The 20006-nt window shown below is 49.0% G+C and carries 16 protein-coding genes and 1 pseudogene; 4 read left to right on the forward strand and 13 right to left on the reverse strand.

The window, feature by feature from the left end; genetic code table 11:
- Positions 1 to 215: 215 nt before the first annotated feature.
- From D3P07_RS19645 to D3P07_RS19665, 5 genes are all read right to left on the reverse strand, one after another.
- Positions 216 to 1787: a response regulator gene (locus tag D3P07_RS19645; RefSeq protein ID WP_119801948.1), complete on the reverse strand. Its 1572-nt coding sequence runs from the start codon at positions 1785 to 1787 to the stop codon at positions 216 to 218.
- Positions 1788 to 1790: 3 nt separating this feature from the next.
- Positions 1791 to 3629 (reverse strand): sensor histidine kinase, encoded by a 1839-nt coding sequence (locus D3P07_RS19650; protein WP_119801949.1) that lies wholly within the window; start codon positions 3627 to 3629, stop codon positions 1791 to 1793.
- Between the two features lie 155 nt (positions 3630 to 3784).
- Positions 3785 to 5449 (reverse strand): extracellular solute-binding protein, encoded by a 1665-nt coding sequence (locus tag D3P07_RS19655; protein WP_119801950.1) that lies wholly within the window; start codon positions 5447 to 5449, stop codon positions 3785 to 3787.
- Between the two features lie 89 nt (positions 5450 to 5538).
- A complete protein-coding gene (locus D3P07_RS19660; RefSeq protein WP_119801951.1) occupies positions 5539 to 6423 on the reverse strand; it encodes a carbohydrate ABC transporter permease in 885 nt (294 codons plus the stop codon).
- 18 nt (positions 6424 to 6441) lie between these two features.
- A complete protein-coding gene (locus D3P07_RS19665) occupies positions 6442 to 7362 on the reverse strand; it encodes an ABC transporter permease (RefSeq protein WP_119801952.1) in 921 nt (306 codons plus the stop codon).
- 147 nt (positions 7363 to 7509) lie between these two features.
- Between D3P07_RS19665 and D3P07_RS19670 the strand changes: the two genes are divergently transcribed.
- Positions 7510 to 8253: a glycoside hydrolase family 16 protein gene (locus D3P07_RS19670; protein ID WP_119801953.1), complete on the forward strand. Its 744-nt coding sequence runs from the start codon at positions 7510 to 7512 to the stop codon at positions 8251 to 8253.
- 249 nt (positions 8254 to 8502) lie between these two features.
- Here D3P07_RS19670 and D3P07_RS19675 read toward each other — a convergent pair whose 3' ends face one another.
- Positions 8503 to 9021 carry a DinB family protein gene (locus D3P07_RS19675; RefSeq protein WP_119801954.1) on the reverse strand — a complete coding sequence of 173 codons (519 nt, stop codon included), beginning with the start codon at positions 9019 to 9021 and terminating at the stop codon, positions 8503 to 8505.
- A 160-nt stretch (positions 9022 to 9181) separates the two neighbouring features.
- Here D3P07_RS19675 and D3P07_RS19680 point away from each other — a divergent pair, with 160 nt between their 5' ends.
- Positions 9182 to 9802 carry a class I SAM-dependent methyltransferase gene (locus D3P07_RS19680; RefSeq protein ID WP_182914417.1) on the forward strand — a complete coding sequence of 207 codons (621 nt, stop codon included), beginning with the start codon at positions 9182 to 9184 and terminating at the stop codon, positions 9800 to 9802.
- 1 nt (position 9803) lies between these two features.
- Here the strand turns inward: D3P07_RS19680 and D3P07_RS19685 are convergent, their stop codons facing one another.
- Positions 9804 to 10376 (reverse strand): hypothetical protein, encoded by a 573-nt coding sequence (locus D3P07_RS19685; RefSeq protein WP_119801956.1) that lies wholly within the window; start codon positions 10374 to 10376, stop codon positions 9804 to 9806.
- Positions 10377 to 10684: 308 nt separating this feature from the next.
- On the opposite strand from D3P07_RS19685, the gene D3P07_RS19690 reads away from it, so the two are divergent.
- On the forward strand, positions 10685 to 12358 hold the full coding sequence (locus tag D3P07_RS19690) for a copper amine oxidase N-terminal domain-containing protein (protein ID WP_220482036.1): 1674 nt from the start codon (positions 10685 to 10687) through the stop codon (positions 12356 to 12358).
- 163 nt (positions 12359 to 12521) lie between these two features.
- Here D3P07_RS19690 and D3P07_RS19695 read toward each other — a convergent pair whose 3' ends face one another.
- The 6 genes and pseudogenes from D3P07_RS19695 to D3P07_RS19720 all read right to left on the reverse strand — a co-directional run bounded on the left by D3P07_RS19695 (position 12522) and on the right by D3P07_RS19720 (position 19032).
- Positions 12522 to 13544 carry an HD domain-containing phosphohydrolase gene (locus tag D3P07_RS19695; RefSeq protein ID WP_119801957.1) on the reverse strand — a complete coding sequence of 341 codons (1023 nt, stop codon included), beginning with the start codon at positions 13542 to 13544 and terminating at the stop codon, positions 12522 to 12524.
- Between the two features lie 29 nt (positions 13545 to 13573).
- On the reverse strand, positions 13574 to 13939 hold the full coding sequence (locus D3P07_RS19700) for a response regulator (protein WP_119801958.1): 366 nt from the start codon (positions 13937 to 13939) through the stop codon (positions 13574 to 13576).
- A 27-nt stretch (positions 13940 to 13966) separates the two neighbouring features.
- The gene (locus D3P07_RS19705) at positions 13967 to 16336 is read right to left on the reverse strand and encodes a hybrid sensor histidine kinase/response regulator (RefSeq protein WP_119801959.1); all 2370 of its coding nucleotides are present in this window, start codon (positions 16334 to 16336) and stop codon (positions 13967 to 13969) included.
- Between the two features lie 259 nt (positions 16337 to 16595).
- A pseudogene (locus D3P07_RS19710) lies at positions 16596 to 16784 on the reverse strand (DinB family protein); the annotation flags it as partial.
- Between the two features lie 58 nt (positions 16785 to 16842).
- Complete coding sequence (locus D3P07_RS19715) at positions 16843 to 17748, reverse strand: methyl-accepting chemotaxis protein (protein ID WP_119801961.1); 906 nt, start codon at positions 17746 to 17748, stop codon at positions 16843 to 16845.
- A 312-nt stretch (positions 17749 to 18060) separates the two neighbouring features.
- Positions 18061 to 19032: an aldo/keto reductase gene (locus tag D3P07_RS19720; RefSeq protein ID WP_119801962.1), complete on the reverse strand. Its 972-nt coding sequence runs from the start codon at positions 19030 to 19032 to the stop codon at positions 18061 to 18063.
- A 336-nt stretch (positions 19033 to 19368) separates the two neighbouring features.
- On the opposite strand from D3P07_RS19720, the gene D3P07_RS19725 reads away from it, so the two are divergent.
- Positions 19369 to 19719 carry a MarR family winged helix-turn-helix transcriptional regulator gene (locus D3P07_RS19725; protein ID WP_259391602.1) on the forward strand — a complete coding sequence of 117 codons (351 nt, stop codon included), beginning with the start codon at positions 19369 to 19371 and terminating at the stop codon, positions 19717 to 19719.
- Positions 19720 to 20006: the final 287 nt, after the last annotated feature.

Below are 20006 nucleotides of genomic sequence, written 5' to 3' on the forward strand. Positions count from 1 at the left end.
TGTAAGACCATAGAGCCTCAAGCTTTCCTGCCCGTTTCTTCGCTCTCTTCGGCCTTCGGCTCCTGTGTCCGATGATACGGATACGTCTGCGTCTATCTCAAGGAAACCGCTTACATAGGAGAATATCTTTATTCTAACGAATTTCGCGATCCCCTGAAAAGGTACAATTGTTTTTGTTATGACCCAATATTTTAGATTACAGCGCTATGGTTGGCTCATAGCGCTGTATCTTGGTATTTTCCTTCTCTCTCATACTTCCGCCGCATGAGCACCCTATACTCGGTGGGCTGCATGTTCATGACATCCCGGAAAGCCCTCGTAAAGCTCTTATAGCTTTCATAGCCTACCATGGCCGCCACTTCGACGATCTTGTGCTCCGTCTCCGCCAGCAGCCGCCGGGCTTTATCCAGGCGTACATCACGCAAGTATTCCGCGAAGCCCTTGCCTATATTTTTCTTGAACAGGTTGGAGAAGTAAGCGTAATTCAACGATACGTGATTGGAGACCATCGCCAGATCCAGCGGCTTGTGATAGCTCTCATGGATGAATCGTATCGCCTCATTCAAGTCCTGCGAGTTGCGGTAGCTGCACTTGAATTCATAATAGAACTGATTCAGCCGCAGCAGCTGCTGCTGCAGCGCCTGGATGTAATCGCGGATGCCTGGATAATCGAATAGATTGCGCAAGCAGTCGATATCCAGCGCTTCCTCCCCCATATAGGGACGAATAACACGCTCATACTCCTCCAGCATCTCTACCATGGCTCGACAGAGCTGCTGCGTGTAGCGGATATGATAACGCTGCAGGATATCTTTGTGGAACATCGAGGAGATGCCTTGGGCGATTTTGCCGCTGTTCTTGGTGCCTATTAGCTGGAACAGCGCATATATGTCCTCATAAGGAAGCTGCCACTGCTGTTCCAGCCGATCCACATGCGAGGGCAGAATACATCGTTTATCGGGGAACAAATAGCTATGGCGGTACAGCTCCTGTACTTGCGTGTAGCTACCCGGAAGCTCCTTTAGCCCTTTCTGCGGGCCGGTCATGACCGTAGTGGCATCAATCTGTGCGGCCTTGAGCGCGGTGGGCAACGCCCCCGTATCTACATCCGCAGCAACCGCGAGGATCAGATGCGGGCCGTGCTGCAGGCATATACAGCCCCGTCTGCCATAGACGCGGTAGGCAATGGATTCCATGCTATGAGCACTGATGGCTCCCGGCTGGTTGATCCGCAGCTCCTCACGCAGCAAGCACAGGCGGTAATGGCGCCATAAATCTGGATTTTGCTGCTGGGTCTGGATAATCCACGACTCGTCATTGGCAGCGCCCTGCATATACATGCACAGCTCCTTGCGATCCGCTTCCTTGGCGCGGCGAGAGACATGCTTCATATTGCGCGAGAGCGCCTGCCGTGTCTTAATCTCTTGCCATACATGCTCGACCGCCGTCTGCAGATCCTCCCGCTTCACGGGCTTGAGCAGGTAGCCCTTGGCTCCTAGCCCGATCGCCTTCTGGGCATAGGCGAAATCGCTATAGCCGCTAATAATCAGATATTCCACCTTGATCCGTTCCTCTTTGGTGTGCGCCATCAGCTCCAGCCCATCCATATCCGGCATCATGATGTCGGTAATCACCAGTTGGATGCTGTGCTGGCGCAAGATGCTCAGCGCCTCTACCCCATTGGCTGCACAATAGATGGTGTCAAGCTCCAGAGGAAATTGGCGCAGCATGGCCTGCAGGCCATCGCGTATATGCTTCTGATCGTCCACAATCAACATGTTGATCATGCTCTACCACCCTCCAAGATTCACATTTTCCCAAGGCAAACGAATTGTGACACAGGTATAGGCGCCCTGCACACTCTCAATCCACAGACCGCAGCCCTTGCCATAATGAAGCTGCAGCCGCTTATGCACATTCTCAAGTCCCAACCCATTCTTGCTGGTCACAATCGGTGTATCCGAGTCACCCTGCAGCACAGCCTGCAAGCTGTCCAGCATCTGCGGGTCTACACCCGCTCCATCATCGCGGATGTTGATAAGCAAACGACTGTCATTCTCCACGGAGACGGTAATCCCAATCCGTACGCTGCCGCCACGCGGCGCCGCATGATGAACGGCATTCTCCACGATCGGCTGCATGCACATTTTCGGAATGGTGTAACGCAGCACCTCCGGCGGGAGATCCGCTGTCAGTTCAATGCTGCCGCCTTCCATGAAGTTAATAAATTGAATATAGCTTTGAATGTTCGCCAGCTCCTCGCTGAGGGCCACGGTATCGCTGCGCCACTGCATGCTGTATCGAAGCAGCGAGCCTAACGAGACCAGGGCATCGGCAATAGCTGGCTGCCGCTGAACCTCCGCCTGCATACGGATAGACTCCAGCGCGTTATACAGAAAGTGCGAATTGATCTGAGAATGCAGCGAGTGCAGCTGCGCGTTCTTGGCAATCAGCTGCTTATCCACCACCTGCGTCATCAATCGCTTGATTTCATCCAGCATGTTGTTGTAGCTTACAGCCACTTCATCAATCTCATCGCCGCTCTCTTTGTCATCGAGGCCCGTATCGATCTTCGCATCGAGCTGCCCTCTTCGCACCTTGCGCATAGAAACCAATATACTCTCGAGCCTGCGGAACATGCGCCGGGTCGTATGCGAGACGAACAGCATAATGAGCAATAGCACGCTCAAGGTAATAGCTACGACCAAGGCATACCAGTTGCGCGGACCTTTCATTAGCGCCTGGTGAGAAGCTATATCCACCACATAAGCGTCCAGCGGGGCAATATACTTGTACAACGCATAGTAGGTATGATCCCCTACCTTGACCTTAACGGGGTCATCCTGCTCCAGCACATCCAGCTGCCGGTGAATGCTGCCCAGAATATCGCCCAGTTCCTCCCCTGCATTGCCGGTAAATTCATGCTGAGAATTATATACCGTACGGGCAGGGTCCTTGCCATCCATCACAACCGAAAAGAAATTCCCGCCGGTCTCCTCCAGCATGTCTTTGAAAAATGTGCTGTGCTCTACGCGAATCTCCATAATGCTGGGACGTTTCTGCTGCTGCCCCTGAAGGCGAACGAGCCGGTAGTAGGACAGCGTATGCTCCCCATCCTGTAGAGCAAAGATGCGGTATGCCGTCCCTCCTTCATCCCGCAGCGTGACCCAATAATCCTGCGGATAAAAGTTGTCATAATGGTAAATTTCCGGCCAAATTTCATGCAAATTCGGATTATCGACATAAAAGCTGAGCTGACTAATCATCTCATGGCTTTGAATAATATTGTGCATCTGCTCATATTGGTTCTGTCTGAATTTCACCAGCCTAAGGCCGTCGCTGCGCATATTGGAGTGGATAAAATCGACAAACGCCTTCTGCGTCAACGCCGTAGAGGAAGCGTTTTCAATCATATCCATTCGACTGCGCAGCTGCTCGTTCAGCCTGGACACATGGCTGCTTCCACTCGCCATCGCATCCTTGTAGAGTTGAGTTTCCTGCGTTCGGATAAACAGAAAGGATACCAGCACGGCAGGAATCGCGATCGTCAGGCTAAAGGCCATAAAGAACTTTTGGGATATGCGGGAATTGCGGTACAGCTTTCTCATTCTCGTCAGCAGAAATTTCATTCTAGCGCCCTCCCCTACCTCTGTAATATACCATGTATTACAAACCGGCAGGTAGGTAATCAGGCAATATAGCACCCTTTGGCTAGTTCCCGTAAAAGTAGGGAATACCGGCCACCATTATGGCAGCCGGCAATTAATATCCTATAACTATTCGATTACTCCGCCATTTTGGCTTTGCGCACATCCAGCTCGGCCTGACGGAATTCCATCACCTTGTCAAAGCCGTAGCTTTCGCGGCGTGCAAGGAAGCTCTCGAACACTTTGTCGAAAGTAGCCTCGTCCTTAGCGGTAATCAGCTCCGGCATGACTTCCTCCCAGTTCTGGGAGATACGCGCCCATGCTACTGCTACATCAGAATCGCCAAGCGGGTCGAGACCCTTGTAGATGCCGCTGTCAATATCGGCTTGAGCGTTCGCGAAATCCTCCATCTGCTTCAGAACAGGAGCCTTCTCCGGTCTCCATTGGTTAATAATAACCGGGTTGCGAACCATCCAGTACGTATCCATGACGCCGTATTCCTTCTCCAGCTTCTCAATATCGTTCGAGAGAAGATCCACCATCTCCGACTTCAGCGTCGGCTTGCCGTCGACCATATCCCATGTCTCGCCTTCTTTGCCAAGGAATAGATCGCGCTGGCCTTCTTCGCTGGCCAGGTACGTCAGGAAGCGAATGGCACGCTCAGGGTTTTTGGTCGTTTTGCTGATCATGGTAACCATCCAGCCGTCCATATTGCCCGGGAACAGCTTCGCGCTGTCGCCGTTGCTGTTCTGTGGTCCATCCACAGCAATGTAGTATGAGTCCGGGTTGGCGCTTGCAGCCAGCAGCGGATTAACCGCCGCCATACCGTTCCATTCGCGAACCATCATGAAGTAACGGGCGTTGTTCGTTTTCTCCTCCACTTGCGTATCGGAATCGACCAGGAAATCGACGTTGATCAGTCCGCGCTCGTACGCCGTGCGGAAGGTCTTCAGCCAGGTAATATAATTCGGATCGGTAATGCGGTCGTAAACTTTGCCTTCTTGCTCATGCGGAATAGCCAGCAGGTTCTGCAGATACTCGGTCATGCCGTAAGGCACATTGCCTTGTGCAAAGAACGGGCTAATTGGCTGGCCTTTGTATTCCGGATACTTATCCTTCAGCAATTGCAGAGCGTTCAGGAAGCCCTCCGGCGTGCTTAGATCCGGGCTGCCCATTTCCTCATACAGATCCTTACGCACCAAAAACGTTTGGTTAGCGGCAGTCATGCCCGTTTCTTGCATCAGGTTCGGGCTATACGAATCATTGGGTATACCGTACGTATTGCCATTGTCTTGACGATACCACTTCAGTGTGCCGTCGCCCGCTACCTTGTAGAAGTAGGGGTCGTACTGGTCTGCCAGTTCATTCAAAGCATACACGAAGTCGCCTTCCCATAGCTTTTTGACAGCGTTTTCCCAAGAGCCCATTGTAATAAGATCCGGCAGTTTACCGGAAGTCATCATCAGCGTAATATGCTCGTTCGCTTCGCCCGAAGGCACTTCAAGCTTGACTTTGACACCTGTTTTTTCAGTTACATACTTGGAGGCCAAGCTTTCGCCCCAGGAATGCGGATACCAGGAAGCCCCTACGAACCACGATAATTCGATCGGGCTAGTATCCAGCTGCCAGGCCGGAACCTCAGGGTTCGGCGTTGCTTCGCCAGCTGGCGGCTGCGAGTTGTTCGAAGGCTGTGAAGTTGGTGTGTTCTCATTGTTCTTCGACCCGGTACACGCGGCCAAGCTTAGCACCATAATTAAAGCCAGGGCCATAATGATGCTTTGCTTCATGCGGTTGCGCTTCATGACATGATCATCCTCTCTTTGTTATCCCTTTTTTAGTGTATATGGATCATACGCCTCTCCGCTTATAAGCTTAGATCGGCGTATGACGCTTACCCTTTAATGGCGCCAATCATAACACCTTTGACCAGATAGCGCTGAATAAAGGGGTAAACCAACAGAATAGGTAATGTAGCTACCATCATGGAGGCGAACTTGATCGAGTTGCCAGGCAGCCTTGCGCCGAATTGCGCCATCGCTTGCTGCTGCATGAACGACATGGAGTTCTCTGCAATAATCTTGTAGAGCATTGTTTGCAGCGGCAAATTTTCTTGCGAGTAGATATAGATGACACCCTGGTAATAATCGTTCCAGTGATATACCGCCGAGAATAGCGAGATCGTCGCAATAACAGCCATACTGTTCGGCATGACGATGCGGAACAATACGCCGTAATCAGAAGCTCCGTCTACCTTCGCCGATTCCTCCAAACTATCCGGAATGGTGCGGAAGAAGCTCATGAAGATGACCATATTGAAAAACGTGTACATCGCCGGAATGATGAAGACCAGGAAGTTGTCGTAGAGACCCAATTTCGTCATGAGAATGAACGTAGGAATTAGTCCGCCTGAGAACAGCATCGTAATTAGGGCAATCTTCATATAGACCTTACGGCCGATCAGATTTGTCTTGCTCATGCCATACGCTACGATTGCCGTGAACAGCACATGCGCGGTCGTACCGATAAGGGTACGCATCGTGGTGATGTAGAAGCCATTCATTAAACCTTTATCATTAAAGACAACGCTGTAGCTTGCCCACGAGAACGCTTCCGGAAACCAGTTGACCGTACCCAGTATCGCCTTCTCCGGCGCATTAAGCGAGTTGATAAATACGAACCAAATCGGGTACAGCGTCAGAAAACAAACCGCCAGCATAACCAGGGTATTGCAGACTTCAAACACTCCGATGCGCCGCACTCTTCTGCGTAATTCCATGGATCTGCCTCCCCTTCGTTAGAATATGCTGTCGCCTGTCAGTTTTTTGGACATGTAGTTGGCCAAGAACAACAGTCCCAGCGCCACGATCGAGCGAGCGAACAACACTGCTGTCGAGAAGGAGTGACGCCCGGATACCAGACCCATGTTATAAATGTACAGGTCCAAGCTTTCCGCCATTCTCATGTTCATGTTGTTCTTAAGCATGAAGATCTGCTCGAAGTTGCTTCCCAGCATCCCGGCTACTGCCAGAATGAACAGGATTGCGATGGTCGGACGAATGCTCTGCACCGTAATATGCCACATTCGCTGCCAGCGGTTGGCACCATCAAGCTCTGCTGCTTCATACAGCGCCGGGTCAATGCCGGCAATGGCAGCAATATAGATAATGGCACTCCAGCCCGTTTCCTTCAGCACGTCGGAGAAATACGTAATCCACCAGAAGTACTTCGGATCGCTGTTGTATAGAATCTCGCGGTCCTGAATACCAAGCCCCATCATCAATTGGTTCATGACACCGCCTTCACCCAGCCAGTTCAGCATGATGCCGCCGAAGATTGTCCATGCGATAAAATGCGGCAAATACGAGATCGTTTGAACCGTGCGCTTAAAGCGTATACTCCGTATTTCATTCAGCAACAAGGCGAAGAAAATAGGAATCGGAAAACCGAATACCAGCTTGATTGCGCTCATGCCCAGCGTGTTGCGAATCGAACGCCAGAAGCGGTCATCCCCTATAAACTCCTCAAAGTGCTTCAGCCCGACAAAGGGTGATTGCAGCATAGGCTTGGCAATGCTGTAGTCCATAAATCCGATAATCAGCCATAACATGGGGATGTAGCAAAAGATCAACATCCAGATAATCCCGGGGATTACCATGCTCTGCAGCTGCCATTGCCTGAGCAATGACTTAACTAGTCCTGTCCTCTGTTGGAACATATTCTGTGCCCCCTTCCATTTCATCGTATGAGAATAGGCCTAGGAAAAAAAGGCCATGATTTTTGACCCTATCCCATTTTTTTGGATTTGTTCCACCAAGCCCTAAATTTCGATATGCTGGGATGAAATGAAGGGAGTGTGCAGAAGATGAACAAGCTAATATGGCAGCAGGATTTTTTGGACAGCCGCACGGATTTAAGCTCTTGGAATATTCGCCTCGGCAACGACTTGCTGGATAACGACGGCAAACCGATCCACCCGGGCTGGGGAAACGGCGAGCAGCAGTATTATACGGATCATGACAGCAATCTGTATATGGATGAAGCTGGACTAAACCTGTGTGCGCGCCGCGAGAAAATCGATACCGCTGACGGACGGAGCTTTCACTATACGTCCGCGCGTCTGGATACGAAGGACCACTTTTCTTATCTCTACGGCAAATTAGTGATACGCGCCAAGCTGCCGGTCGGACAAGGGTTATGGCCTGCCATCTGGCTGCTTCCGCAGGAACAAGTTTACGGGCCATGGCCCGCTTCCGGCGAGATCGACATTATGGAAGCCAGAGGCCGCCTGCCTCAGCAGGTATCCGGCACGCTTCACTACGGGAAGGACTGGGACCACAAGAAACTGGATGAGTATTCATACCAATTGGAAGACGGCAGCATCAACCAGTTCCGGGATTACACGCTGGAGTGGAGCGAAGACTCCATCCGCTGGCTCGTGGACGGCCATTGCTATGCCGAACGCCGCATGGAGACGGACATGCCGTTCGACAAGTCCTTCTACCTGGTGCTTAACCTCGCAGTAGGCGGCTGGTATGACAATGTAGCGATCGATGAAGCCGCGTTGCCGGCTGTGATGACGGTATCGGGGATATGGTTGTATCAGTAGTTTAAGAAAGTAGAAAAGCCGCTGCAGATGCTGCAGCGGCTTGCTTGTTGTTATCGAGCAGCTATGTAAGTAAACGAATTTCTACTTGACGGGGTAATACCAGTCCCTGCACCGCCATCTTTGGGCTTTCGGTTTCTTTTACAATTTAGAGGAGGGCGTCCCTTAATTTTGGACAATCACACACTTTCGGCGCGATTAGCTGTTTGTGATGCTACTATTTCGCCTTTAGGCACAGCCTCTTTGCAGTGGCTAGTTCTCACTCCCGCATGCCAAATCATACGCAGCTTCAAGCTCGCGCTGCTGTCGTAGATGATGCCGAGAGTGCATACCAATAAGACTGAACCACTCCAGCGCATTCAACCAGCCGAAGCCGCCATGCCTTACTTTATAATTCGGATTGATAGCCTTTAATTTATCTTCCCACTCCGATATTCTCTTTAGAACTAGGTCGAGCCCTTCCGATAGATCATCTTTACTTCTCAAATTATTGGGATTATTCTCGGGCCCGTCCGGCAACTTGATCTTGATTGCAGGGAATGCGCCAGCACGAAAAAGCTGCTCACCTACCTCCGTCTTGCCGCCAGCTTGCTCTTCATTAGCAGACGCACAGCCTTCTACTTGGTCCAGATAATCCAGTGCCGTTAGAATAAGATGATCGTACATTTGCCCAAGAGACCATACCTTTGACACGGATATGTAACGAAGCTGCTCTGCAGAATATTGCTGTAGATCACTCTTGTAGGCCTTTATACATTCAATATGGTTCATCTGAACACTCCTCCAAGATTTGAGCTTCCACTCCCTCTACTTTACAATATTATACACAACCATATTTCTTAAAAATTGCTCCGTTTCCATACTTGCCAAAATGCTGAGACGGTATCGCTTCCACCAGCGATCCATAATCAAGAAAAGAAGGTGCCCTAAAATGAGCAAATCCGAACGCTTCTGGGACAAAACAGCAAGCAAGTATGATCAAATTGAGATGAAAGATGCTCAGACTTACCAAAACGTCATCAACCGGACAAAGAAGTATCTCAAATCATGCGACATAGTCATGGACTTCGGCTGCGGGACTGGAATAATAGCCAATGAGATCGCAGAAGATGTGCAGGAGCTTCATGCCATTGATATTTCTGCGAATATGATTGAGATTGCCGGGAAAAAGGCATACGATCGGAGTATCGCCAATATCAGCTATGTACACACGACCATTTTCGATGAACGGTACAAGGAAGGCTCATTCGATGCTATCCTGGCCTTTCATATTCTGCATTTGCTGGAGAATGAACAAGTTGTACTGCAAAGAATAAACGAGCTGTTAAAGCCCGGAGCATTATTGATTTCGGCAACACCATGCATGGGTGAAAAAAGAATACTTAAAGGCCTGTTGTCCGTTGCAGGTAAAGTGGGTCTAATGCCCGCTATTCAAGCATTCAAAATTAACGATCTCGTCGATGCATTTAAAAGAGGGGGCTTCTCCATTGTAGAGACAGATTGCTTAAACCCGCGCTCCCAGGAATATTTCATTGTGGCCAGGAAGAACTAATCTATCCTTGAACGTACAAATCGCCAGAAAGCTCCTTGGCCACATCCCCGTTCATACCAAGCTCTCCACTCCAAGCTGCCCACGGCATCTCCATATCCGAGCGGCCTTTTGTATTCGTAAGCTTCTCTTCTTGGTTCACCATAACCTCATAACCCGTCCATCTTCCGAAATCAGTCTGGACCAGCAGGTTTGGAATAACCCCTGCTATAGCGAGCGAGTTCATTATCCCCCGCCGCACGTATTTGTTTTTCGGCATGGTCTTCTCTGCCGCCAGCCGTTTCTCGAATTCACCCGGAGTTTCATCCGGCCCCGAACGCGCCAAGCTGCCCAGTAAGCTTCGAAATACGTCGATATCCTCATTCGTCGGCTTGACTGGCGGCTGCTCGGCCAGCTCCTTCAGGTCGAGGAGCGCCCCCCAAGGGTTCGAGCCATACGCGTTGCCTAAATAAAGGGCGTAGTGAAGGTAGGAAGCATTTTCCCAAAAGCCATCCTTCTTGTCCTTCGAGAAGGAACATACCCGGCAAGCCGCATAACGCTCCCCCTCCTGAAACTCATGCTCCGGGATATTCTGCATCGTGATTGACCGGCCAATTCATTTCCTTCAGCAGCTCTTTCTCCGATCTGATAATGAATCCTCCTGGTACAAGCTCACTTCCCGTTCGCGATCATAGATGTAGTTAGTGGCTTGATAAAGCTTTTCTTTTTATCCATATCCGCATACCTCCGAACGATCAAGATAGTTCCTATACGCTTCCATGGAATGGAAGCAGAGAGGCACGGCTCGCCATTTTCGATTGATCCCGTTTAATAAATAACATTTGACGGCAATAGAGCATTGTGAAAAAATGGGCATGACAACCACAACTTGGGAGGCAACCAAACGTGAAAAAGTTCCCTTGGACTTCTGCATTTCTAATTGTTCTCATCTCTACTTTGCTACCCTTCGGCAGCTTTACGGCTGCCAGCGGGGGAAGCCCCGAAATTACGGCTACTATTGACAGCCGTCCCGTCTACTTTGATGTTGCTCCTCAGAAAATAAACGGTCGGGTAATGGTTCCACTACGCGCCATTTTTGAAAGTATGGGTGCAGTGGTAGGCTGGGATGACTCCACTCAGACCATTACAGGCAAGAAGGCCGACATTGTTGTCACCCTTCGCCTTAATGACACCAAGGCTGTGGTCAGCGGCAAGACCGTCACGCTAGATGTGGCCGCAACCAAGATGGAAGGAAGAACCTTCGTCCCGGCCCGTTTCGTTGCTGAGAGCTTTGGAGCTGACGTCCAATGGGACGATAACCGCAAGCAAGTCATCATCAGCACAGGTGCGGCTGCACCAGAAGGTCGCTACTACTTCGTCTACAACAGTGAGAAGGTAACGGCCCAAGACATGGCATCCATTAAGCTATTCGCTAACAAATTCAAGCAAACCCATAACATTCTGCTGGATGCCGCGCAGTATAAAACCGCGCCACAATTGTATGACGCTCTAAAAACAGAGCAGAAAAAACTCGGCGGAAAGGTTGCCGGCGTGCAAATTTTCGGAGTTGCTGGAGATGTTCCTGCCTTTTCCTACGTCCATAAGATGAAGACGATTGAGGATAATGGAAGATGGGACGGCGTTGAACATAATAAGGACGAAAAGTATGTGACTGACTTCTTCTACTCCACTTTCAAGAACGACAGCAAGCATCTGAAAGGTGACGTTACCGTCTACGGTATCATACAAGAGAATCTTCCGATCAGCATCGTTCCGGAATGGCCAGTCTCGCGTCTTCCGCTGACAAAAGGAGAAATTTCCAAGTACATCGGGGGCTATGATGCCTACCGCCAGCAGATCGATGGAAAATCGGTTCCGACCGTCGTCCTTTCGGCCCCGACCCAGTTCCAAGACGGGTACGCTCAGAACGACCTCGCTCTTTTCATGAAGCGCCTGAAGGACGAGAACGAATTTGCCCTCTTCAAAAGCACCAGCCAGCGTATCTATTACAAGGATCTTGCAGCAAGCTTGGCAAAGGAAAACAAATCCGGGGCAATGGATCTTGTGGTGAACAGTGAGGGGGACAATGAGGGAGCAAAGCAGAATAAAGCTGCCTTCTTCGACCGCAAAAGCGTCGTCAACTTAAACGCCAACCACTATACAACGTTCTTCTGGGGCATGGCTGCCGCCAAGGGCCTTGATGCAAACAGCATTGTCCACGACGGTCTTGCGAAGGGGAAGATGATTAACCCTATTTCGCATACAGTCAATGCCACCAACGGCGGCATTGCAAACTATATTTGGACGAGGGTACCTACGCCAGAAGGTGAGCAGGATGGCGACTGGCACGATTATGTCGCAGCCAATAAAGAGCTTCTAGAAGAGACAACCAGTCCCTACTTCTTCGTCTATACATACTTCGAGGCCATCCAAAACGGTAAATCTCGATTGGAAAGCTTCCATGCGGCGAAGGTAGCGTACGCCAAGCTAAGCGTAAGCAATAAGAGCAACCTGGGAGCAGCTTTCGGCTTCGAGAACGTCATCTCGCTGCACTACCTGGGTGTGGCCGACTACGAGTAACAAGACAGAAGAACTCTTGGATACCCTCCAAGGGTTCTTCTATTTCCGTGTTCTGTTTCCAATCTTGCTCCTCTGTCATCTAATTTCTGTACGAGACCAACGATGTTGTTGAAGTCTTCCATCGTCATGTAAATTTGTTGCTGACTCTCCGCGGTTGAGGATGTTACTGTTCTTCAATCAACTGAATGAACATATCCACTAGCTGCGGGTCAAAATGTTTCCCTCGCTGTGCCTCTATCTCTGCAACTGTCTCTTCTCTTGTCCATGCCCTCTTATACGGACGCTCATGAGTCAATGCGTCGTAAAAATCGGCAAGAGCTACAATTCGGGCTTCGAGTGGAATCTCTTCCCCTTTCAACCCTTGGGGATAACCGGATCCGTCCCATTTCTCATGGTGCGACTCCGCAATCAGCCTGGCTACTTTCAGAAGCCTGAAAGAGCTGCCCTCCAGTATGCTGGAGCCAATCGACGTATGTAATTTCATTCGTTCAAATTCATGGGGCTCGAATCGTCCAGGTTTGAGCAGGATGTGATCAGGGATGCCGATTTTCCCTATATCATGCAAGGGAGCTGCCGTCCGAATCATATGTACTTCCTGTTCAGAAAGTCCTAACCGTTCAGCAATTTGCCCTGATAACGCGCCTACACGCTGCGTATGCTGGCCCGTCATATCATCGCGATATTCCGCCGCGCGACCAAGAAGCTGTAAAATTTCCACTTGGGCTTGCTCCAGTTCTTCCGTTCGCTCCCGCACCTTTTCTTCCAGCAGATTATTGTGATGCTGCAACTGATTGTGCAGGAATCGGGTTCGGAGCAAATTGGTAATACGAAGAATCACTTCGGTTCGATCGTAAGGCTTAGTCAAAAAATCGTTAACACCCGCCTGCAAGCCTTGTTGCTTGGCCTCTGTGGTCATGTCAGCCGTTAGCATTAACACCGGCAAATAGTGGTCGGGATCAGACTGCTCCCGAATCATCCTCAAGGTCGCAAGCCCATCCATACCTGGCATGTGCAGGTCAAGCAGAATAACATCTGGATTAACTTCTGTAAGCAAGCGTCCAACCTGAAGAGAATCCATGGTGCTATAGACATTCTTGAATCCTGCTCGCCCCAGAATTCGTTCCAGAAGACTGACATTATACTCTTGATCGTCTACAATTAGAATGTTGGCCGTCATGACTTCCATAAATAGTCTCCATTCATATGTCGTTTCATTTATAGTCCTAATGCCATATTTATTTTTTCAAGCAGCCTTTCCAGAACAACCGGCTTGGTATCAAAATCGTCACACCCCGCGCGGAATGCCTCCGCTTCATCCCCCGCCATCGCATGGGCGGTCAAAACAATGACCGGGATATGCTTCGTGTTATCCCTGTTTTTGAGCAATCGGGTTGCTTCCCAACCGTCCATAACAGGCAAGCTCAGATCCATCAAAATCAGATCGGGATGTTGCTGAGTAGCCAGGTCCACCCCTTCTCTTCCATCTTCAGCCGTAATAACCTGAAATCCTTTGCGGCTCAGTCGCCGAGACAACATATCGCGGTTCATCTCATTGTCTTCCACAAGCAGTATCGTCTTCACTTTGATCTGTCTCCCCTCAGCTGCTTATCACTGTTCTTGTGGTTCCACCACATATCGTCTAATCTCGGCCAACAACGATTTGTGGTCGAATGAGCCTTTTTGAATGACACCCTTCACATAACCATTAAGCTTCAAACGATCTGCCACCGTAATTGATTTTGCCGTCACGACGACAATCGGTATCTCGCTCCAGGATTCCTGTTTACGCAGCTCTGCGATGAACTGAAACCCGTCCATCTCTGGCATCATGAGGTCAAGCAAGATCATTTTGGGCGCTGCTCTCATCATACAATCCAAAGCAATCCGGCCGTTTTGGGCCTGGGTGACGGCATAACCCTCTTTTTGCAAGAGCCGGGTCATTAATTCGCTTGTCGCTGCATCGTCTTCAATGACCAGCACGGTGTGATCTGTGCGCTTCGACACATATCTATCCATTACGTGGATAAGCTGTTCCCGATTGACCGGCTTCGTCAGAAATTCGGAAGCGCCCAGCGCGTAGCCCAATTGGTTATCATTGGTCATCGACCAGATCACGACTGGAATACTCTGCAATTCGGGATCGCTCTTGATCGCCGATAATACATTCCAACCATCCATGCTTGGCATGAGAATATCGAGACAGATTACCTTCGGGCGAAGCTTCTTGGCTAGCTGAAGCCCTTCCTGCCCGCTGGACGCAAATGCGAGCTTCCACCCTTCATTAGCCAGATAACGCTTCATCAATTGATGGTTAAATGGCTCGTCATCAATAAGCAAGATGCTGATTCCGCTATGATCTTCCCTATAATCGTGATTGTCTGCCCGTTCTTCAATTTCCCGTTTCTCTTCCTCCACGGATGTCGGAAGCCAGCATGTGAAGACACTCCCCAAGCCGCTCTCGCTTTCAACCTGAATCGATCCGCCTATCAAATCGCAGAAGCTTTGGCTAATGGCGAGTCCCAGACCCGTTCCTCCATATTTGCGCGTGGTAGAGGAGTCCGCCTGTGTAAAGGGCTGAAACAGCTTCCCAACTTGTTCAGGCGTCATTCCGATCCCTGTGTCCTTGACGCGGAAACAGTAGCCTGGCCGATGATTGCGAGGCTCACGATATACCTCAAGGGAGATGGTTCCATCCTGCGTAAATTTGCTTGCGTTACTGAGCAGGTTGATCAAGATTTGCCTCAATTTGGTGATATCGGTTGTCATCTCGCCTTGCTCCAAGCGGGTCTCAAGCCTATTCCCTTTCTTATCTATCAGCGGCTTAACGGTAGTAATCACATCCTGAATAAGTCCTGATATAGTAAAGGTCTCCATATGAATTTCCATCTTGCCTGCCTCAATTTTCGATATGTCTAATATGTCGTTAATCAGCGACAGCAGATGTTTGCCTGCGTTCCGGATCTTCCCCAAGTCTTCTACAAAGACCTGCTCGCCAAGCTCCTCCGCCTCTTCCGCCAGCATCTCGCTGTAGCCAATGATCGCATTGAGCGGGGTTCGCAGCTCATGACTCATATTCGCCAGGAATTGGCTCTTAATCATGCTAGCCTTTATCGCTTCATCATGAGCCTGTTCAAGCTGTTCCGTGCGTTCCTTCACCAGGCTCTCCAAATTTTCGTTCAACTGCCGCAGCTCCTGATTCATTTGATAGATTTCATTGGCCTTCTCCTGAATCTCGGAGTCTTTATACGAAAACTTATTGGAAATATAGATCCCAAGCAAGGATAAGCCTAGCGTAAATAATGTTCCTCCCGAAATGAAGTAACCGAGCCAGTTTTGATCCAAAATCATTCCCGCAGAGGACAGCGATTTATCCCCCAGATGAAAGTGGGCCGCCGTCATGCCTGTATAATGCATGCCGACGATTGCGGCGCCCATAATCAGCCCGCTTCCAAGCTTCTTCCATGCTGCTCCGCGTTTTCCGCCTCTGCGGAAGTAGAACGACAACCATAAGGCAGCAATAGAAGCTACTAGAGCAATGACAATAGAGAGAATAAAATAGAAGGGATCATACGAAATATCAATAAGCATGGCAGCCATGCCGATATAATGCATTGCGGATATGCCAATGGCAAGCAACAGCCCGCCGCCAAGCAATTGACGTAAGGTTAGTTGATCACGACCGACCACATACAATGCAATAAATGAGGCAATGATGGCTACGATAACGGACAACACAACCGTATACAGATTATAAGCAACAGGAACAGGCAAAGAAAAAGCCAGCATGCCGACGAAATGCATCGACCATATCCCCATCCCCATTGCAAATGCGCCAAAAGATAGCCATAACCAACGGACTCGTCCGGTTGATGTGGTAATTCTTCCGACCAAATCAAGGACCGTATAAGAGGCTACAACGGCAACTACATAAGAAAAAACAACTAAAACCGTATCAAATGAACCATGCACATGTTCCATTTCGTTCCTTGTCTCCTTTCAAGCAACTCTTCTTGTATCTTATGATCGTCAAAATTGTATAATATTGTATTTTAAACCTGAAAAATGGCTTTATCCTGACGTTAACAGCCATTATATTTTTTGAAATTATAGGATATAGGTATAACATCTCAAATTTTTCATCTCACTGCAACAGAATTATTCCAACTTCTGTTCAAGGCCATTGGATCATTTATAGAGCAAAATGAAAAGGCACCCGAATTGGGTGCCCTTCACTTCATTATGATAATTGTTGGCGTCGTTCCATCAAATAAAGCAAATAATCGATCGGGACCCCGGCATAGCTCTGCTGCCGCAGTATCGCCGTCACATTGCCCCGATGATACGTCCCGTGGTTGACCACATACAGCAGGATGTTGGAGAAGGACGTATGGAGAAGGCCGTAACTCGAATACTCGATTGGCATCGCAGCGGAAGCACCCTCTTTTCCTAATGTGATTGTATAATCTCTCTTCGGAGCGCTGAGTTTAGATGTTATCAGCAACATTGCGCGCCTGCTCATCCAGTTTCTGCGCGAAATCAACGATGCTGTCGAAGTCCTCCATCGTCACGCGGATTTGTTGCTGACTCTCTATAATGGAAGACTGGATGCGACTAACCCCCTTAGAAGTGTGGGATATTTCCTTTGTAATCCCGCTAATGGTTCCTTCAATTTGAGCAATGGATTCCGAGACCTCCTTGGACAGCTTGCGCACCTCGGCAGCTACTACCTCAAATCCTTTGCCATAGGGCCCCGCATGGGCCGCCTCAATGGCTGCATTCAGGGCAAGCAGGTTCGTCTGAGACGCGATGTCCCGAATAGTCTGGACAATGCCCTGGATTGACTTGGCCTGCTCCTGCAGCCCCTTAAGAGTGAGAGTATTGTCCTCTGCGACCTCAGCAATCCGATCTACACTAAATAGCAGCTGCCGGCTTCGGCTGATTCCCACTTCCGCACGCTGGTTAAGGTCGTGAGAGGTCATCTCCAACTCCTTGACCACCTCGGTTAGGCTGGATTGGCGTTCCGTAATATCTGTCGCGATTTTGGAAACGCCGATGATCTCGGATTCCTGTTCATCATATATAGGCATATAGGTAGCCTCGAGCCACACCGCTTCGCCGCTGGCATTTCTCCGTACAACCTTATTCTGAAAGCTTTGCCCGGACAATAGCGCACTCCATAGCTGTTCATAGGCAGGCGAATGAGCATAGGAGTCAAAGCAGAAATCCCGGTGCTGCATTTGCTGTATATCCTCAACTGAATATCCCATCGTATCGGCGAATACCTCGTTAACATAGGCTACCTTTCGATCCCTGTCAAAACGGATAATGGCCAGATTCCTCTCTATTGCTCGAAGAACTAATTCATTCGTTACATGTTGTTGCCTCATCATTCATGTCGCCTGCCTCTTCTATTTAATGCGAGCATTCATGCCGTTCATATCCTGTTCGTAGCTCATAGCTCAAATCTGTTTATGATTTGCCCCAATAGAAAAGTTTAATGGCTGTATCTATACAAAAAATATACAAGCTGAAAGCGTTACGATTTGGAGTATCCCCATACAAAAAACCGCCCGGTAAACGCGACGGCGGCCTTACAGAAAGGGTGGTAATCAGGCTTTTCTTGCATGGCAATATACCGATAGAATGCCGTATACGCCTCCTATACCTGACTTTCATCATGTTTTGTCCTATGTGCGTCAAATTTATACTAATGGATGTGGAATATACAACTCCTCTAAACCGGTAATTTCCTCTGAAGTCAATTTCACCGATAACGCCGAAACCGCATCTTCGAGATGGCTGATTTTGGTCGATCCAATAATCGGTGCTGTGACCTCCTCCTTTTGCAGCAGCCATGCAAGTGCAATTTGTGCTCGCGGAATCCCTCGGTTAGCGGCAACCTCCGCAACTCTATTCGCGACTATGCGATCGGCCTCTTCCGTTTTAATAAACAACGACTTTGCTACTTGGTCATTCTCGGATCGCGAGGTCTGCTCATTCCAAGCCCGGGCTAATCGGCCTGCAGCTAAAGGAAGGTAAGGCGTGACGCCAACACCCTCATCTTTGCAAAGAGGGAGCATTTCTCTTTCTTCTTCGCGATAAAGCAAGTTAAGTCTATTTTCCATAGATATGAATCGTGTCCAGCCGTTTCGCTCTGCGACATGCTGAGCCTTCGCAAATTGCCATGCCAGCATGGAGGATGCTCCGATGTATCTGACCTTGCCCATCCTAACTAAATCGTGAAGAGCCTCCATTGTTTCCTCAATAGGCGTATTCGGATCCCAACGATGGATCTGGTACAGATCAACGTAATCCGTCCCAAGTCGTCTTAGGCTATTATCTATTTCGGTCATGATGGACTTGCGGGAAAGCCCCATGGCATTGGGTCCTTTGCGCATGGGAACAAATACCTTTGTACTGATAACGACTTCATCACGACAAGCAAAATCCTTTAAAGCACGTCCGAGAATTTCTTCACTCGTTCCGTCGGAATACATATTAGCACTACTGAAAAAGTTAATGCCCCATTCTAGTGCCTTTTTAATAATCGGTCTGCTTTGCTCTTCATTCAGCGACCATGGGGTATTGCCACGTTCAGGTACTCCAAAGCTCATGGTTCCAAGACTTATTCTTGAAACCTCTAATCCGCTACGTCCAAGTTTTGCATATTCCATTTTATAACACACTCCCTGAGTTATTATATTTGAAGATCAATCTGGGTTGGTTCCCCTGTTCAAAGGAACGGACTATCATGCATGGACATTGAACTCCTTTCATGTGTATTTGCTGTTCATAAACAAAAACATTAGGTTGATACATCAACCACATGCTTGCAAACCTCCATTTAGGTTGATATGTCAACCCAAGTGTACTTTAACACCTTGATGTTGATATGTCAACCGTGCTATTATATTTGCATGGATACAAACGAATTAAACGAAAACGAGATGCAAATATGGAATATGTGGAAAGGCTCCTTTAAACGAGTCTTCGGTCGCGTGGTAAAGGAGATGTCTGAACAGACAGGACTATCAGAGGGCGATTTTGGAGTGTTAGACCGATTAGTCCAATTTGGGAATGGTACGCTTCGCCAACATGAATTAGCCATCTCCATGGACTGGGATAAGAGCCGACTATCGCACCATCTAACGCGGATGGAGAAACGCGGTCTCGTTCTGAGAAAGCCACTAGACACAGATCGTGGCGTTCAAGTCATCATTACTTCGGCCGGAAAGTCCGCCTTAGATGAAGCACTTCCCATAGTCTCAAATTCAATACGCAAGCATTTTCTAGATCTATTAACTGATCAAGACATTGAATCGATTACTAAACTGTCGGAGAGAACAAAAAAGCGATCGTAGCCTTAGGTAATCCCTATTGCTTTGATCGCTTATTTGGCGGTGTGCATATTGCATACCTCAAAACCAACAAGAAACTGAAGCAGCCATTTTTTAACCCTATTTATCCTCATACCGCCATCGGTTTGCATCCTGTTCTACAAAGGCGGGAGCGGACATTTCATTCACGACCCAGGATCCAATCTCCAAGTTATCTTCAATATAAAGGATTTCTGGAGGCATGTCGTTCTTTCTTCCGGTTTTAAGAAGCCGCTTCTGACAATGGAGCGGCTTCTTTGGATAGAGCTTCT

Origin of the sequence: Paenibacillus sp. 1011MAR3C5 (assembly GCF_003591485.1) — a bacterium.
GTDB lineage: Bacteria > Bacillota > Bacilli > Paenibacillales > Paenibacillaceae > Pristimantibacillus.

What these genes read in the sequence shown, in the direction of transcription:
- D3P07_RS19645 (WP_119801948.1), bottom strand. Translation starts at nt 1,787, where the DNA reads ATGATCAACATGTTGATTGTGGACGATCAGAAGCATATACGCGATGGC.
- D3P07_RS19650 (WP_119801949.1), bottom strand. Translation starts at nt 3,629, where the DNA reads ATGAAATTTCTGCTGACGAGAATGAGAAAGCTGTACCGCAATTCCCGC.
- D3P07_RS19655 (WP_119801950.1), bottom strand. Translation starts at nt 5,449, where the DNA reads ATGAAGCGCAACCGCATGAAGCAAAGCATCATTATGGCCCTGGCTTTA.
- D3P07_RS19660 (WP_119801951.1), bottom strand. Translation starts at nt 6,423, where the DNA reads ATGGAATTACGCAGAAGAGTGCGGCGCATCGGAGTGTTTGAAGTCTGC.
- D3P07_RS19665 (WP_119801952.1), bottom strand. Translation starts at nt 7,362, where the DNA reads ATGTTCCAACAGAGGACAGGACTAGTTAAGTCATTGCTCAGGCAATGG.
- D3P07_RS19670 (WP_119801953.1), top strand. Translation starts at nt 7,510, where the DNA reads ATGAACAAGCTAATATGGCAGCAGGATTTTTTGGACAGCCGCACGGAT.
- D3P07_RS19675 (WP_119801954.1), bottom strand. Translation starts at nt 9,021, where the DNA reads ATGAACCATATTGAATGTATAAAGGCCTACAAGAGTGATCTACAGCAA.
- D3P07_RS19680 (WP_182914417.1), top strand. Translation starts at nt 9,182, where the DNA reads ATGAGCAAATCCGAACGCTTCTGGGACAAAACAGCAAGCAAGTATGAT.
- D3P07_RS19685 (WP_119801956.1), bottom strand. Translation starts at nt 10,376, where the DNA reads ATGCAGAATATCCCGGAGCATGAGTTTCAGGAGGGGGAGCGTTATGCG.
- D3P07_RS19695 (WP_119801957.1), bottom strand. Translation starts at nt 13,544, where the DNA reads ATGGAAGTCATGACGGCCAACATTCTAATTGTAGACGATCAAGAGTAT.
- D3P07_RS19705 (WP_119801959.1), bottom strand. Translation starts at nt 16,336, where the DNA reads ATGGAACATGTGCATGGTTCATTTGATACGGTTTTAGTTGTTTTTTCT.
- D3P07_RS19715 (WP_119801961.1), bottom strand. Translation starts at nt 17,748, where the DNA reads ATGATGAGGCAACAACATGTAACGAATGAATTAGTTCTTCGAGCAATA.
- D3P07_RS19720 (WP_119801962.1), bottom strand. Translation starts at nt 19,032, where the DNA reads ATGGAATATGCAAAACTTGGACGTAGCGGATTAGAGGTTTCAAGAATA.
- D3P07_RS19725 (WP_259391602.1), top strand. Translation starts at nt 19,369, where the DNA reads ATGTCTGAACAGACAGGACTATCAGAGGGCGATTTTGGAGTGTTAGAC.